This is a genomic window from Streptomyces sp. AP-93, from assembly GCF_022808175.1.
Classification (GTDB): Bacteria; Actinomycetota; Actinomycetes; order Streptomycetales; family Streptomycetaceae; genus Streptomyces.
Genome location: NZ_JALGBX010000031.1, coordinates 1 through 13,547, shown reverse-complemented (window position 1 = coordinate 13,547; position 13,547 = coordinate 1). Strand labels below are relative to the sequence as shown.

Genomic DNA, 13,547 nt, shown 5'->3' with positions numbered 1-13,547 from the left:
TCCCCGCCCGCGGCTTTACCAAGGTCCGGTACCCATAGGTGCGGCGCGAGGCGGGGCCCTGCGCCCTCAGGCGAGTGGGTGGGACGGGGTCTGTTACATATAACTTGATGCTGTGTGGTGCAGGGGTCGCAGCCTCCGTGGCGGCTCGCTCCGAGGCCCCCTCAGCATCCCGAGCCGCGGGCGGCGGGCGGCGGGCGGCGGGCACGGGACGTGACCGTTCCCTCTCGCCGCTCCCCCGGGGTTCCAGTAGTCCTCGCCGAAAAAACAACGGAGTAGCCCCTGAACTGGGGTGATGGGTGTGACTGAGCACGTCACTTGGCCAGTGAGCGGCTGAGTTGACCCGGCCGTGCTCAGCGCGCGGCAGCAGTGGTCGGCCTGTAGGGGTCACGCGCGTGCTAGTTTGTGAGCGATCGTTCAACTACGGGGGGCGTTGATGGGCCGCAAACAGGTCTGGGACCAGGAGGAGGTGCTGGCCTCCGCCATGCGCCTGTTCCGTCGTCGTGGATACCTCGGCGCCTCGCTGCGCGACCTCGAAGAGGCGACCGGAATGCACCCGGGCAGCCTGTACCGGGCGTTCCACAGCAAGGAAGGCCTGTTCAGTGCCGCGCTGGACGCCTACAACGAGCGTGTGGTGGAGGGCAGGGTCCGCGTCCACCTGCGGGACGCGGAGGACCCCGTGGCCGGCATCCACTCGTTCTTCACCTCGGCGTTCGACACCGGCATCGGCCCCGAACCCGATCCGGGGTGCCTGCTCACCAACACCGCGGTGGAGTCGTTCACCGTTCCGCAGGCGACGCCAGGCGTGCGCCGGGGGCTGGAGACGATCGAGTCCGGCTTCGCCGACGCGCTGACGCGCGCCCGTTCCCAGCGGCTACTGCCCGCGGAACTCGACGTCGAGGAGTCAGCCGCCCAGCTTCTGGCGCTCTACCAGGGACTGCTGGTGCTCGTCCGGTCCGGTACGGCCGCCGCCAAACTGCACACCATCACCGACGGAGCCCTGGCATCGATCGGCGCCAGGCAAGCCAAGACAGCCGAGCAAGCCAACGAAGAGGAACAGCGATGAGTGACCAACAGCAGCTCTGGGACGACTACGCCGCGTGCTGGTCGGCCGACCCCTCGATACGGCTCACCGCGCTCGGCACGGTCGCGGTCGACGACGTCACCTACCGGGACCCGGGGACCGAGGTCGGCGGCCTGGCCGAACTGGACGCGTACATGGACGGCTTCGCCGGGGCGTTTCCCGGACACCGCTTCCGCATCGACGAGGTCCTCGACCACCACGACCGGTCACTGGCCCGCTGGACCCAGGTCGGCCCGGACGGTGAGACCTTCATGACGGGCGTGAGCAGCGCGGTGCACCGCGACGGCTTGCTCGCCGACGTGACCGGATTCTTCCTCCCCGCCTGACGACTCCGGCCGGGCGGCCACCTACGTGCATCGCTCGGCGACTTCGACGGCCGGGCACTGCACGGGTGTGTGAACTGTGTCTGAGCACGCTTGTTGGCCACACGGGCCAACTGGCGCCGCTACCCCTCGGACACCACCGACGCCGAGTGGGCCCTGATCGAACCCCTCCTCCCCGTCCCGGCCTGCGAAACCGAGAGCGGCGGGGCCCCGGAGAAACACCCCAGGCGAGAGATCGTCGACGCCATCCGCTACGTCGTCGACACGGGCTGCAAGTGGAGAGCCCTCCCGGCCGACTACCCACCATGGCGCACGGTCTGGGGCTCCACGGCAAGGTGGACTGCCGCTGGCGTCGTCGGCCAGATCCGTGACCACCTGCGCGGACGCATCCGCCGCGACATGGGTAAGGCTCCCAGAGCAGTCGCGACTGTGATCGACTCCCAGAGTGTGAAGGCCGCCGAGACCGTCGGCAAGGCCTCCCGCGGCTACGACGCGGCGAAGAAGATCAACGGCCGCAAACGGCACATCGTCGTGGACACCCGCGGCCTTCCGCTGCTGGTCATGGTCACTCCGGCCGACACGACCGACCGTGACGCGGCCAAGGAAGTACTCTTCCGGCTCCGGCTCATGCACCCCGAGATCACCATCGTCTGGGCTGACTCCGCCTACGCCGGCCAGCTCGTCAGCTGGGCAAAGACTTACCTCAGGCTCACCATCAAGACCGTCAGTCGACCCAAGGACGCCACCGGATCCATCGTTCTGCCCCGCCGCTGGGTCGTCGAGCGCACGCTGGCCTGGCTCATGCACGCCCGCCGCCACGCGCGTGACTACGAGAGGCTCGTCCAGCACAGCGAAGCCCTCATCACCTGGGCTGCCATCACCCTCATGACCCGCAGGATCGTCCAGAAGAAAATCTTCACGGAGCCAAGGGAGGACACGCAAAGATAGGGCCTCGTGAACGACACCTCGAACTGGCCCACCGACAAGCTGACCGCACTCCGCCTCGGGAGGAGGCTGGTGGCGGAAGTCCTGGCCACACGGACTGACCGCCGGGCGTTCGTGGACATCACCCCCAGGCAGACCTCACGCGATTCCAAGGCATGTCCAGCCCCCTTCCGGTGCAACCCTCACTAAAGGGTGTTGCAGAAGGCTCGATTTTGGGGTTTTTGCCTGTATGGGTGGGGTGTTGCGGGCTGAGCCGGTGTGGGTGGAGACGTTTACGGGCTTGCGGATCGAGCAGTTCGCGAAGCTGGTGAAGGTGGTGCGGGAGCGGGGCGGGAACGGGCCCGGTGGCGGCCGGCCCTGGTGCCTGCCGCTGCCCGACCGGGTGCTGTTGGTGGCCGTGTACTACCGCACGAACCTGACCAAGCGGCAGCTCGCTCCGCTCTTCCGGATCTCCTCCGTCGCGGTGACCGCGCCAGTGAACGTCTTGGCCGTGGTGGCGCCGACCACGACGTTCTTGCCGCCGTTGACAACCACCTTGATGATGGCGGTGTCACCATGGCTACCGTCCGCCCGGGCGGCCGGGACGGCGAGGGCGGACAGGGCCAGGGCGCCGGAAACGGCAGCCACCGTGGCACGAATGCGCATGTACGTTCCCCCTGTTCGATGCGATCCCTCCACGGCTCCCCCGGACGGAATCTCGGAGTGCTGAGCGAAGTACGCAACGGCCGCCCCAGAGCCGGTCTGGCTCGGGGGCGGCCGCCGCTTCCCCCTCGAAGGAGGGGGGTCAGTGCTTACTGCACGTCGATGTAGTCACCGGCCGCGGAGACCGCCGGGGTGGTGGTCGTACCCGCGAACGAGTAGCGGTAGTAACCGTCGTACGCCGCCGTGACGGTGGTCGACAGGTCGCCGGTGCTGTTCGTGTTGATCGTCTTGACCGTGGTGTACGTGCTGGTGCCGGCCTTCTTGAACTGCAGCTTCACCGGCTGGGCGCTGTAGCCCGAGTAGGTGAAGGTGCTCCAGTTGGCGCGGGTCAGCTTGCCCGTGACCGTGATGGTCTTGCCCTTGACGACCGGCTCGGGGGAAGCGTTGGCCGTCAGCTTGGAGTAGCGCTGCAGCTTGAAGGAGGAGGCCTTGTCGACGCTGGCGTAGTCACCGTCTTTGGCGTCCACCCAGACATTGACGTACCAGGTACCGGCCATGTCGTTGGAGTAGGCCAGGTCGACCTGCGGGTCCACGGTGAAGCTGGCGGTGCAGGTCGACGTGGTGGCGCTCACGGCGGTGCAGGTCGAGGAGCCGGTCGGGGTGAGCATGCCGAAACCCGGACCCTCGAGCCAGAGCAGGTCGTCGTCGAGGCCCGCGATACCGGAGTCGTCCGTGGCGGTCACGGAGACGGAGAACGTCTTCGCGGTGCTGGTACCGACCGCAACGTTCTTGCCGCCGTTGACAACCACCTTGGTGATCTTCGTGTCGCCTTCACTGTCTGTGGCCGCCTGCGCGGACGGCACGGCGAGGGCGGACAGGGCCAGGGCGCCGGAAACGGCAGCCACAGTGGCACGAATACGCATTCTTTTCCCCTAGGGACACGGAGGCGCACGGGTGAGAAGGTCACCCATGCGCCCCAATGGTTCTGTGGAGTCTCCTGACTCCACAGAACAGACACGCGACTCCCGTAAATGGTTGCGCACTTACGGGAAGAAGATTCTTACTGCACGTCGATGTGGTCACCGGCCGCGGAGACCGGGGGGGTGGTGGTCGTACCCGCGAACGAGTAGCGGTAGTAGCCGTCGTACGCCGCGGTGGTGGTCTTACGAGCCACCGCCGCACCCTCGCGCACCAGATGTTGTTCGCTGGAATGGGACCGTTGCCATCGAAGCAGGATCACGTGTCGTGGGCGGCTACAGGCCAGAAGCTGGTTCGGCGCGCTCCCACTGCTCCTCGAACTCTTCCCTCGTGATCTCCTGGCCTGCCAACTCCGGGTCGAAGAAGTCGACGACCGGCGGGTTGAAGGGCCAGTCGTCAGGTCCGCTCCTGATGCGGCCGCTCCCGTCGTCAGCCAGCTCCACTTCGCGGGTCCGGCGCCCATCCGATTCAACCTCCATGAGATAGACCGGGCCGCCGTCGTCCTCGCTGTCCCAGTGACGCCGCACGTACACGATGGTCCTGTCCGCGAGTGCGCCGAAGCCAGGAAGCCCGCGCTGTGCGTCGCGTTCGACCCGCAGGTCGTCCAGGCCTGGAGGCATCAGTGGCGCCTCGATGTCGACTTCTTCGAGCTTCTCGCCCTCGGCCCAGGTCACCGACTCCGGCCTGGTGACAACCTCGGTCCACGCGAACGTCTCCAGGATCTCCCGAGCCGACCTCGCATGGACCCACCACCATGAACCGCCCATCCCATAGTCGTGCAGGACGAGGAACCGCGTTTTGGCTGCGAGATTGGGAAGGGTCACAGACCGGACCCTAACAACGGAACCATCAGACCTGTTCAGCTGGTCGGTCCACCTTGAGTGGCAAGCGATCCAGGTTCAGCGACAGCAGACAGATGTCATGAACGGCTCAGACACAGGTACTAAGAGGGCGTTTAGCCCACTTCTGCAACCTCTTGCCCTGGTTTATGGCGAGTGACTGGTGAGGCGAGAGGAAGACATGGTGTTGATGTGATGGAAGGGGCCGTGAGGTCGCTGTTGCGCCCTATCTGCTCCTGTTTCATCCCAGGAGGCGCCAGTTCACTCCGAATGCCTCAGCTTCGGCCTCGCGCGCCCTGCCGGGCCGCTCACGGCTGTCGCCTCCTGGAAATATGAGCGAACGTCGACGGTATCCAAGCGACTTGTCCGATGCCCGGTGGGCCCTGGTGGAACCGCTGTTGACGAGCTGGCGGGACGACAAGGCCCGTCACGGACTCAACATCGGCACTCCGCCCCAGCACAACCTCCGCGACCTGCTCGACGCGATCCTCTACGTGGCCCGCACCGGCATCCCCTGGCGCTACCTCCCGCACGACTACCCGCACTGGAACACCGTCTACCACTACTTCGGCAAGTGGGAACGCGACGGCATCTTCGAGCACCTCAATGCCCTCCTGCGGCGCCGGGTCCGCGAAGACGAGGGCCGCGGCCCGGAGCCGACCGGCTTCGTGATCGACGCGCAAAGCGTGAAGACCTCCACCAACGTCCCCACCCGCGAACAAGGCGCTGACGTGGGCAAAAAGATCGTCGGCCGCAAGCGGAGCATCATCATCGACACCACCGGCCTGATGCTCACCGTGCTCGTCACAGCCGCCAGCATCCAGGACTCCGTCGCCGGCGAACGCCTCCTCAACAGGCTCGCCGCCGACCACCCCAGCATCCGCAAGGGCTGGGCCGACCGCGGCTACCGCGAGTACCTCGTGGACCATGCCGCCCGCCTCGGCATCGACCTCGAAGTCGTCCGCAGGGCCCCCGGGACCAAGGGCTTCACCGTCCTTCCCCGCAGGTGGGTAGTCGAACGCACCCTGGGCTGGCTCATGCACCACCGCCGCCTGGCCCGCGACTACGAGGCCCTGCCCACCCGCTCCACCGCCATGATCTACATCGCGATGATCGCCCTCATGACCCGCCGCCTCACCCACGAATCAACACCAACCTGGCGAGGAGCGTGAACCACATTAAGTACGCAGACCGGGATGAAACAACGGGTCAAAACGCCCTCTAAGCAGCCGACCGAACGCGTCCCGGAGCGTACCGGCCTGCCTCAGCCGGTGCCGTCCTGCACCGGATAGTGGATGATGACCGCACCGCCGGTGGCGTAGTTGGCGACATCGGCGGCCAGCCGCTGGCCGTGCGGCGACGCCAGCGCCGCGTCCATGGCGGAGGCGTCAGCGAAGTCGGCTTCGAAGACCGCGAAATACGGCGCTTCTCCCTCGAGCGCCGCCACGTCGAAGCTGTAGCGCCACGCAAGCGGGCCGGGCCAATTCATGACCAGCGGAAGGTGGTTGGTCACGTAGTAGTCGCGGAAGTGGTCAGGGTCGGCGGGCTCGGAATACAGGACAACAAGCTTATGCATGACGACCTCCGTCCAGAGACGTCAGCTGGCTGCCCAACTCGTAGCGACCCCACCCGTGCATGGCGCCAGCCATCGGGAGGTTTCTGGCGAACATGCGGAACAGCCCGATCGGCGGGGCGTCCCCGGGCATCATGCGCGCGAGCAGTGCGCCGGCCTGGTCGGTGTACGGCGGGTCCAGCAGGGCTATCCGCGACATCGGCTCTCCCGTCGAGTTCGTTTCGAAATCAGAAACACCTGGGGTGGATGCTAGTGTTTCGAATAACGAAACGCAAGGAGGGTCATGCCGACACCGCGCCCAGGAACACCGGTTCGTGGATCGACGACCGGCCGTCCCCTCATGGCCGCGATGGACCTGTTCGGCCGTCGGTGGGCGCTGCGAATTCTCTGGGAACTGCGTGCGGGTCCGCTCGGCGCCCGCGCGCTGCTGGCACGGTGCGAAGGGCTGTCATCCAGCGTCCTCTACCAGCGGCTCCGCGAACTCACATCGAGCGGGATCATCGCGCCCTCGGCCGATGGCTACGAGCTCACTCGGCTGGGGGCAGCACTCGGTCACGCCCTCCGTCCGCTCGACGAATGGGCGATCACCTGGGCGCAGGAGCAAGAACACAACGATCAGGAGCCCACGGAGACGTGAAGATCACGCCCGACCAGGTGGAGCGGTGATCTGACGGCCGCCGACTCGGGACACGGGCTCACGCGGCCTGCGAGAAACCCTCGGTCGCCGGCTCGTCGCCGCGCAGAGGGGTGAAGTCGACGTCCAGGCGCGGGTCGTACGCGTCGGGCTCGTCGCCGAGCTCGTGGGTGGAGTATTCGCCGAAGCGCCGGATGTGCTCGGTCAGGTACGGCGAGACCTGTGCCAGGCCGTCCGGGGCGATGTCCATCCCCTCGGCCTGCAGCTGGCGGGGTAGCGGTAGCACTCGCCGCAAAAACAACGGATACCGCTGGCCTTGGCCCTGGGGAGCCCATCTCTGACTACAGGTGCGAGATGGATGTCAGGGCTCCGTGGCCGCGGTCTTTCGCGTCGTCAGACGGCCATTTTCCCTGCCTTCGGCGCCTAGATGATTGATTCCAAGGCCTCAGTGGTCGTAGGCGGTCAGTGATCGGATGGCCGGTCCACCGGTGTTGTGGTTGTGCCAGATCGCCGCGGTGAGGGCGAGTAGTCGCTGTAGGACCCGGACGGTGACCCCGGCGGGCGTGCGGCCGCCGTGCCGTTCGAGGTCAAGTTGTCCCTTGAGGGTCTGGTTGACCGACTCGATCAGCTGACGCAACGGCTTGAACAGCTCGGCTCCGGCCCGCTCGGGTTCACCCTTGCGGGCCGGCCGCAGCAGCCGGACCCCCAGGTCGGCGAGGCCCCTCTCGAAGGCACGGCCGTAGTAGTTCCTGTCCGCCAGCAGCGTCGGTGGCGGCCGGTTGGCGAGCAGGCCCGATTCCACATGGAAGATGTCCAGCAGCACTTCGCGTTCGACGGCCTTGGCGCCGGTCAGCGCGAACGCTATGGGCAGGCCGTGCAGGGTGCAGACCAGGTGCAGGCGCAGCCCCCAGAAGAACCGTGAGTGGCTGGCGCAGTAGCCGTACTCGGCCCATCCCGCCAGGTCGGAGCGTTTCGCGGTCTCGCGGGAGCGTCCGCACTCCACCGGTGTGGAGTCCACGATCCACACGTCATCGCCCCACAGGGCGGTGTCTGTGGCCAGCTCCCGCAGGACCCCTCTGACCAGTGTCGGGAGTCTTGTCGTATCGGGTGTCTCACCGTCCCAGTTCCGGCCTCCTGGTACGTCACGCTCTGGGGCGGGTGAGGCACGTGGAGCCGACGTGAGCCGACCGGTGCACTGATGTCCGGGCGGGGACTCATGGGACATGGCCCGGCACCCGGCTCAGGTTCCGGGGAGGATACGGCGCGTTTCGTAGGCCCACATCGCGATCTCGACCCGGTTGCGGGCGCCGAGTTTGGCCATCAGGCTGGCCAGATGCGTCTTCACCGTGCTGAGGCTGATGTGCAGTGCATCGGCGATCTCGGTGTTGGTCAGCCCGCGGGCGACGGCGAGGAGCACCTGCTCCTCGCGGGCGGTGACGGGGGAGACCGGCTGGGCCACGGGCCGGCCGGCGGGCAGGTCTGCGAATGCCTGGAGCAGACGGACGGTGACGCTGGGCGCGATGAGCGCCTCACCGTCGGACGCCGACCGTACGGCCTGCGCCAGAAGGTCCGGTCCCGTGTCCTTGAGGAGGAATCCGCGGGCGCCGGCACGCAGTGAGCCGTAGACGTACTCGTCGAGGTCGAACGTGGTGATGACGACCACGGCCAGGGGGTCGGCGACGCCCGGGCCGGCGACCAGCCGGGTGGCCTCGAGCCCGTCGAGTACGGGCATGCGGATGTCGAACAGGCAGACGTCGGGGCGTAGTTCGCGGGCCAGACGTACTGCTTCCCGCCCGTCGGCGGCCTCGCCGACCACCTCGATGCCGGGCTGGGCGTTCAGCATGATCCGCAACCCGGTGCGGATGATCGTCTGGTCGTCAGCGACGAGGACGCGAATGGACACCGCTCTCGCTCCTCGCTCTCGGCAGTTCGGCTTCGACATGCCAGCCCCGGTCGGTACCCGGGCCGGCTCGTAGTGTGCCGCCGAGCAGGGTCGCGCGCTCGCGCAGTCCGGTAAGTCCGTATCCGTCGCGACCCCGGCCGGTGCGCCGGCCGTTGTCGCGCACGCTCACCCGTACCGTGTGCCGTTCCGCGGCGACCCGAACGACGAGCTCGGTCGCGTCGACCGCATGGCGCAGCGCGTTGGTCACCGACTCCTGCACGATCCGGTAGACGGCCGCGTCCACGGCCGGGGGCAGCGCGTCCAGTTCGCCGTCGAGCCCCAGGTCGACCCTGAGGCGACCACCCGGGGTGCGCACCAGGCGCTCCAGATCCGCGACTCCGGCAGGGGGCGCCAGCTCGGCGCCGACCCCGCGGTCGCGCAGCGCGGCGACCATGGCGCGCATTTCCTCCAGCGTGCGCGCCCCTTCCTCCTCGATCCCCTCCAGCGCCTCGACGGCGGCGAACGGGTCGGTGCCCGCGAGCACCCGGCCCGCCTGGGCGATGATCACCATGGCCGACACGTGGTGGGCCACCGTGTCGTGCAGTTCCCGGGCGAGCTGTTCGCGCTCGCGGGAGCGTACCTGCTCCAACTGCCGCTCGCGAGCGGTCACCCGGAACCGCACGGCAGCCCCGACCACGCCGGGCAGCAGCAGGAAGACGAAGCCCACGACCTTTTCGACGACCGGGGTCTCGTCCGTGACGACACACAGCGCGCCCGTCGCGAGGATCACCGCGCCGCCCAGCACGATCTCGCGTCCCGATCCCCACCGGGGCAGCGCGTACACCAGCACGAGCACGACCGCGCTGGTGTACAGGCCGACGGGCTCGCGCGGTGCGGCGACGAGCGAGGCCACCGGAAGCAGGATCACCGAGCCGAACGCCAGCGTCACCGTCGCCAGCGGGCGGGTCCGGCGCCACAGGGGCAGCAGGCACAGCCATACGGCCAACACCACCGCCACCGGCCGCCACACGACGTTCTCGCGCAGGGTGGCCTCCAGCACCACACCGCCCAGGCCCGCGGCGAGCAGCGCCCAGTCCCGCCACACCCGGGCGGGCGGGTCGGGCGGCCGGGGTTCGGTCCACAGGGTTCGCAGGTCGTCTCGTAGCACGTTACTCAGCCTAGGGACCGCGGCGTGCCGCGCATCGGCCGAAAGGACGGGTCGTCACTCCGCCCCGGGGCCGAGGGATCCGCGGCCCGCGGGCCGATGCCGCGGAGCGCCGTGTCGAGGAGCCTCGGCATCGGCGGCCGTACAAGGACGGCCGCCGAGGTGGTTGGAGGACCCGATGCTCTCGAAAGCCCTGTTGCGCCTGGGCGCAAGCGCCGCCCGCCATCCCTGGCGGGTGATCGCGGCATGGCTGATCGCCGCCACGCTCGCCGTCCTCGCCGCCGTCGCCTTCGGCGGGCGGACCGCGGACTCGATGACCGCTCCGGGACTGGACTCCCAGCGGGCCGCGGAACTGATCGAGCGGGCAGGCACCGGCCAGGAGGGGATGACCGCCCAAGTGGTCGTCACCCCCTTCGACGGCGCCGCGACGTTCTTCGACCACGACGGCGCGCGCACCGCTCTCACGCGGCTGCAGACCGAGGTGAAGCGGCTGCCGCACGTGCTCGGCACGAGCGACCCGGCGGGGGCACTCGACGCGGGCGGGGACACCGCCGTGCGCGGCGGCCTCGTCTCGGCCGACGGGCGGATCGCGGTCGTCCGGGTGCAGTACCCCGACCAGAGCCGGCTGTCGGCCGAAGACCTCGATGCCCTCGTCGATCTCGGCGACCGGCTGCGCGCCGAACTGCCCCTGCGCATCGAGATGGGCGGGAACCTCTTCTACGCCTTCTCCGACCCCGACGGCGGCGCGAGCGAGCTGATCGGCCTCCTCGCCGCGGCCGCGATCCTGTTCCTGGCGTTCGGTTCGCTCGTCGCCGCCGCGCTGCCGATCGGCATGGCGGTCTTCGGACTGACCGTCGGGGTCGCCACGATGACGGTACTGGCAGGGGTGACAGAGGTCCCCACCTTCGCACCGGTCCTGGGCAGCATGGTCGGGCTCGGAGTGGGCATCGACTACGCGCTGTTCGTGCTCGCCAGGCACCGGGAGTACCTCGCGTGCGGGCTCGATCCGCAGGCGGCGGCCGGACGAGCGGTGGCAACGGCGGGGCGGCCGGTGGTCTTCGCCGGCGGCACCGTCGTCGTGTCGATCCTCGGCCTGGCGGTCGCGAACGTGCCGTTCATGACGGTGGGCGGGGTTGCCGTCTCGATCGTCGTCCTGACGATGGTGCTCGCGTCGGTGACGCTGCTGCCGGCCTTCCTCGCCGCGGCGGGCCCGCGCCTGGCACGGGCCGGCCGGATCGGCCGGGCTCTGCAGACCAGGAAGCTGGGCCGACTCGCACGGCGGCGGGACCCGGCGGCAGGCGCCGCCCACGCCGCCGGGTGGCGTCGCTGGATCGGGCACGTCAGCCGGCACCCGGTGCCGTACGCGGTCGGCGCCGCGGGGCTGCTGCTGACCGCGACGCTGCCCGTGCTCGACCTGCGCGTCGGCCTGCCGGACGACGGCTCACTGCCCCACAGCCGTACCGAGCGCCGGGCCTACGACCTCGTCGCCGAGGGATTCGGCCCGGGCACCAACGGTCCCCTCGTCATCGCCGCGGACCCCACCGGTGATCCGGGAGTGCTGGACCGACTCGTCGGGGCGGTCGCGGCGGATCCGGGCATCGCATCCGTCGCGCCGACGCACATCGATCGGGCCACCGGCATCGCGACCCTCGTGGTGTTCGCGACCACCAGCCCTCAGGACAAGGCCACGGCCGACACCATCGCCCGGCTGCGCACCGACGTGCTGCCCACGGCGATCGGGCACGGCCCGGCCAGGGCCCACGTCGGCGGCGCCGCCGCGAGCCTGTCCGATGTGGGCCAACGCACCAGCCAACGTCTGCCGTTGGTCGTCGCCGCCGTGCTGGTGATGTCGTTCCTGCTGCTGATGCTGGTCTTCCGCTCGATACTCGTACCGCTCAAGGCGGTACTGCTGAATCTGCTGAGCATCGGCGCGGCCTACGGCATCATGGTCGCGGTCTTCCAGTGGGGCTGGGGAGGCACACTCATCGGGCTGGAAGCCACGGTTCCGATCGTGTCGTTCATCCCGATGTTCCTCTTCGCCATCCTGTTCGGCCTGTCGATGGACTACGAGGTGTTCCTCCTCTCCCGCGTACGCGAGGAGTACTTGCGCACCGGCGACAACGGCACGGCGATCGTTGAGGGCGTCTCGCGCACCGCCCGGATCATCACCTCGGCCGCCCTCATCATGGTGGCGGTCTTCCTGTCCTTCGCCGTCGCCGAGGACCCCTCCACCAAAATGTTCGGGCTCGGCCTGGCCACCGCGATCTTCATCGACGCCACGGTCGTACGCATGGTGCTGGTACCGGCGACCATGACACTCCTCGGCCGGACCAACTGGTGGCTGCCGAAGTGGCTGGACTGGATGCTTCCCCGCGGCCCGGTCGGCACCGACGACACCGACGACACCGACGCGGAAATCCACGGGTGAGGCCCCGGGTCCACGGCTGGTCGACCGTTGACTCAACTCCTGCCCGCCCTTGGCGTCCGGCACCTCAGCGCGTCACCCAGGGGCATATCGAGTCGTGATCATCGGGTGGTCCTGGTGAGGTCCTTGATCCAGATCATCGAGGCGCGCAGGTCGAGACCGGCGAGGTAGCTGTCGGGAGTCTTGTCGTATCGGGTGGCGATGCCTCGCCACCCCCGGCGACCGCGTCCCGCCGGATGCGGGGTCGGCCGACGGGCCCGCGTACCCGTACCTTCTTCAGGACGGGGATGAACTGCGGGCTGTCCGCTGCCTGGCCTGTGGTCAGGATGAACGCCAGCGGGCGGCACGTGCGGTCGGCGGCGAGGTGGACCTTGCTGGTCTGCCCGCCTCTGGAACGTCCGAGGAGGGCGGCCTTCAGCCGGAGTTTCCGCCGACGCCGGATGCGTCGTCGTTCTTCCAGCGCGGGATCACTTTCGGTCTCTTGCCCGTTTTGCTCTTCGAGGCCGCCCCCTTTGACCTGGCCTTCTCCTCCTCGGCGGCGGCTTTCTCCAGGGCGGTGACGACGTCCTCGTCGAGGTGCATCCCGGCCGCGTCGTGGTGGGCTCGGGCGGTGGTGGAGTCGATGCTGACCAGGGACAGGTCCACCTCACCCCGCTTCACGGCTTCCGTGATCAGGCCCTCCAGCAGGGCCTCGAAGACGCCGGCGTCACGCCACTGCCGGAAGCGGTTGCGGACGGTCGACCAGGCGCCGAACTCCGTCGGCATCTCCCGCCACTGCCCGCCCGTCTTGAACCGCCAGATCACGCCCTCGAACTGCTGCCGCAGTCGCTCGGGGTACGGGCCGTACTCGCCGATCGGCAGGTACGGCTCGATGAACTCCCAATCCGGATCGGTCAGTTGCAATCGCGTCACGTAAGACCGTCTATCGGACCGGACCGGACCACGAAGGCACATCCCGCAAATTGATCACGACTCGATACGCGCCCTAGTACTCCAGCAGTACTTTGTGGCTTGACCTGGGAAACGTCGAGCGGTGGGAGTGTAGCGGGCAGGTTGCCGT

14 protein-coding genes and 3 pseudogenes are annotated in these 13,547 nt (G+C 68.6%); 7 read left to right on the top strand and 10 right to left on the bottom strand.

Annotated features, from left to right (window positions below):
- Positions 1 to 433: 433 nt before the first annotated feature.
- The 4 genes and pseudogenes from MTF69_RS36630 to MTF69_RS36615 form a co-directional block, all read left to right on the top strand.
- Entirely contained in the window at positions 434 to 1,063 is a 630-nt protein-coding gene (locus tag MTF69_RS36630; protein ID WP_243340734.1) for a TetR/AcrR family transcriptional regulator, read from the top strand.
- A complete protein-coding gene (locus tag MTF69_RS36625; RefSeq protein ID WP_243340733.1) occupies positions 1,060 to 1,407 on the top strand; it encodes a nuclear transport factor 2 family protein in 348 nt (115 codons plus the stop codon). Before MTF69_RS36630 ends, MTF69_RS36625 begins: the two co-directional genes overlap by 4 nt.
- Before the next feature lie 93 nt (positions 1,408 to 1,500).
- Complete coding sequence (locus MTF69_RS36620; RefSeq protein WP_308401502.1) at positions 1,501 to 2,352, top strand: IS5 family transposase; 852 nt, start codon at positions 1,501 to 1,503, stop codon at positions 2,350 to 2,352.
- A gap of 226 nt (positions 2,353 to 2,578) precedes the next feature.
- A pseudogene (locus MTF69_RS36615) lies at positions 2,579 to 2,836 on the top strand (transposase family protein); the annotation flags it as partial.
- Here the strand turns inward: MTF69_RS36615 and MTF69_RS36610 are convergent.
- From MTF69_RS36610 to MTF69_RS36600, 3 genes are all read right to left on the bottom strand, one after another.
- Positions 2,752 to 2,994, bottom strand: coding sequence for a hypothetical protein (locus MTF69_RS36610; RefSeq protein ID WP_374325144.1), 243 nt, complete (start codon positions 2,992 to 2,994; stop codon positions 2,752 to 2,754). The pseudogene MTF69_RS36615 and the gene MTF69_RS36610 sit on opposite strands and share 85 nt — an antisense overlap.
- A gap of 146 nt (positions 2,995 to 3,140) precedes the next feature.
- Entirely contained in the window at positions 3,141 to 3,914 is a 774-nt protein-coding gene (locus MTF69_RS36605) for a calcium-binding protein (RefSeq protein ID WP_243340731.1), read from the bottom strand.
- Between the two features lie 330 nt (positions 3,915 to 4,244).
- Positions 4,245 to 4,793, bottom strand: a complete 549-nt coding sequence (locus MTF69_RS36600; RefSeq protein ID WP_243340729.1) for a hypothetical protein — start codon at positions 4,791 to 4,793, stop codon at positions 4,245 to 4,247.
- A gap of 347 nt (positions 4,794 to 5,140) precedes the next feature.
- Between MTF69_RS36600 and MTF69_RS36595 the strand changes: the two genes are divergently transcribed.
- A complete protein-coding gene (locus MTF69_RS36595) occupies positions 5,141 to 5,980 on the top strand; it encodes an IS5 family transposase (protein ID WP_243340728.1) in 840 nt (279 codons plus the stop codon).
- A 92-nt stretch (positions 5,981 to 6,072) separates the two neighbouring features.
- Here the strand turns inward: MTF69_RS36595 and MTF69_RS36590 are convergent, their stop codons facing one another.
- Positions 6,073 to 6,384: an EthD family reductase gene (locus MTF69_RS36590; protein WP_243340725.1), complete on the bottom strand. Its 312-nt coding sequence runs from the start codon at positions 6,382 to 6,384 to the stop codon at positions 6,073 to 6,075.
- Positions 6,377 to 6,580, bottom strand: coding sequence for a hypothetical protein (locus tag MTF69_RS36585; RefSeq protein ID WP_243340721.1), 204 nt, complete (start codon positions 6,578 to 6,580; stop codon positions 6,377 to 6,379). Before MTF69_RS36585 ends, MTF69_RS36590 begins: the two co-directional genes overlap by 8 nt.
- A gap of 141 nt (positions 6,581 to 6,721) precedes the next feature.
- On the opposite strand from MTF69_RS36585, the gene MTF69_RS36580 reads away from it, so the two are divergent.
- Positions 6,722 to 7,018 (top strand): helix-turn-helix domain-containing protein, encoded by a 297-nt coding sequence (locus MTF69_RS36580; RefSeq protein WP_243340719.1) that lies wholly within the window; start codon positions 6,722 to 6,724, stop codon positions 7,016 to 7,018.
- 58 nt (positions 7,019 to 7,076) lie between these two features.
- Here MTF69_RS36580 and MTF69_RS36575 read toward each other — a convergent pair whose 3' ends face one another.
- The 4 genes and pseudogenes from MTF69_RS36575 to MTF69_RS36560 form a co-directional block, all read right to left on the bottom strand.
- Positions 7,077 to 7,265 carry a transposase gene (locus MTF69_RS36575; RefSeq protein WP_243340718.1) on the bottom strand — a complete coding sequence of 63 codons (189 nt, stop codon included), beginning with the start codon at positions 7,263 to 7,265 and terminating at the stop codon, positions 7,077 to 7,079.
- 195 nt (positions 7,266 to 7,460) lie between these two features.
- Positions 7,461 to 8,099 (bottom strand): annotated as a pseudogene (locus MTF69_RS36570) (IS982 family transposase); the annotation flags it as partial.
- 156 nt (positions 8,100 to 8,255) lie between these two features.
- Positions 8,256 to 8,918: a response regulator transcription factor gene (locus MTF69_RS36565; protein WP_150497990.1), complete on the bottom strand. Its 663-nt coding sequence runs from the start codon at positions 8,916 to 8,918 to the stop codon at positions 8,256 to 8,258.
- Positions 8,893 to 10,065 carry a sensor histidine kinase gene (locus tag MTF69_RS36560; protein ID WP_243340716.1) on the bottom strand — a complete coding sequence of 391 codons (1,173 nt, stop codon included), beginning with the start codon at positions 10,063 to 10,065 and terminating at the stop codon, positions 8,893 to 8,895. Before MTF69_RS36560 ends, MTF69_RS36565 begins: the two co-directional genes overlap by 26 nt.
- A gap of 175 nt (positions 10,066 to 10,240) precedes the next feature.
- Between MTF69_RS36560 and MTF69_RS36555 the strand changes: the two genes are divergently transcribed.
- On the top strand, positions 10,241 to 12,490 hold the full coding sequence (locus MTF69_RS36555; RefSeq protein WP_243340714.1) for an MMPL family transporter: 2,250 nt from the start codon (positions 10,241 to 10,243) through the stop codon (positions 12,488 to 12,490).
- A 98-nt stretch (positions 12,491 to 12,588) separates the two neighbouring features.
- On the opposite strand, the pseudogene MTF69_RS36550 reads toward MTF69_RS36555, so the two are convergent.
- Positions 12,589 to 13,399: pseudogene (locus MTF69_RS36550) on the bottom strand (transposase).
- Positions 13,400 to 13,547 lie beyond the last annotated feature (148 nt).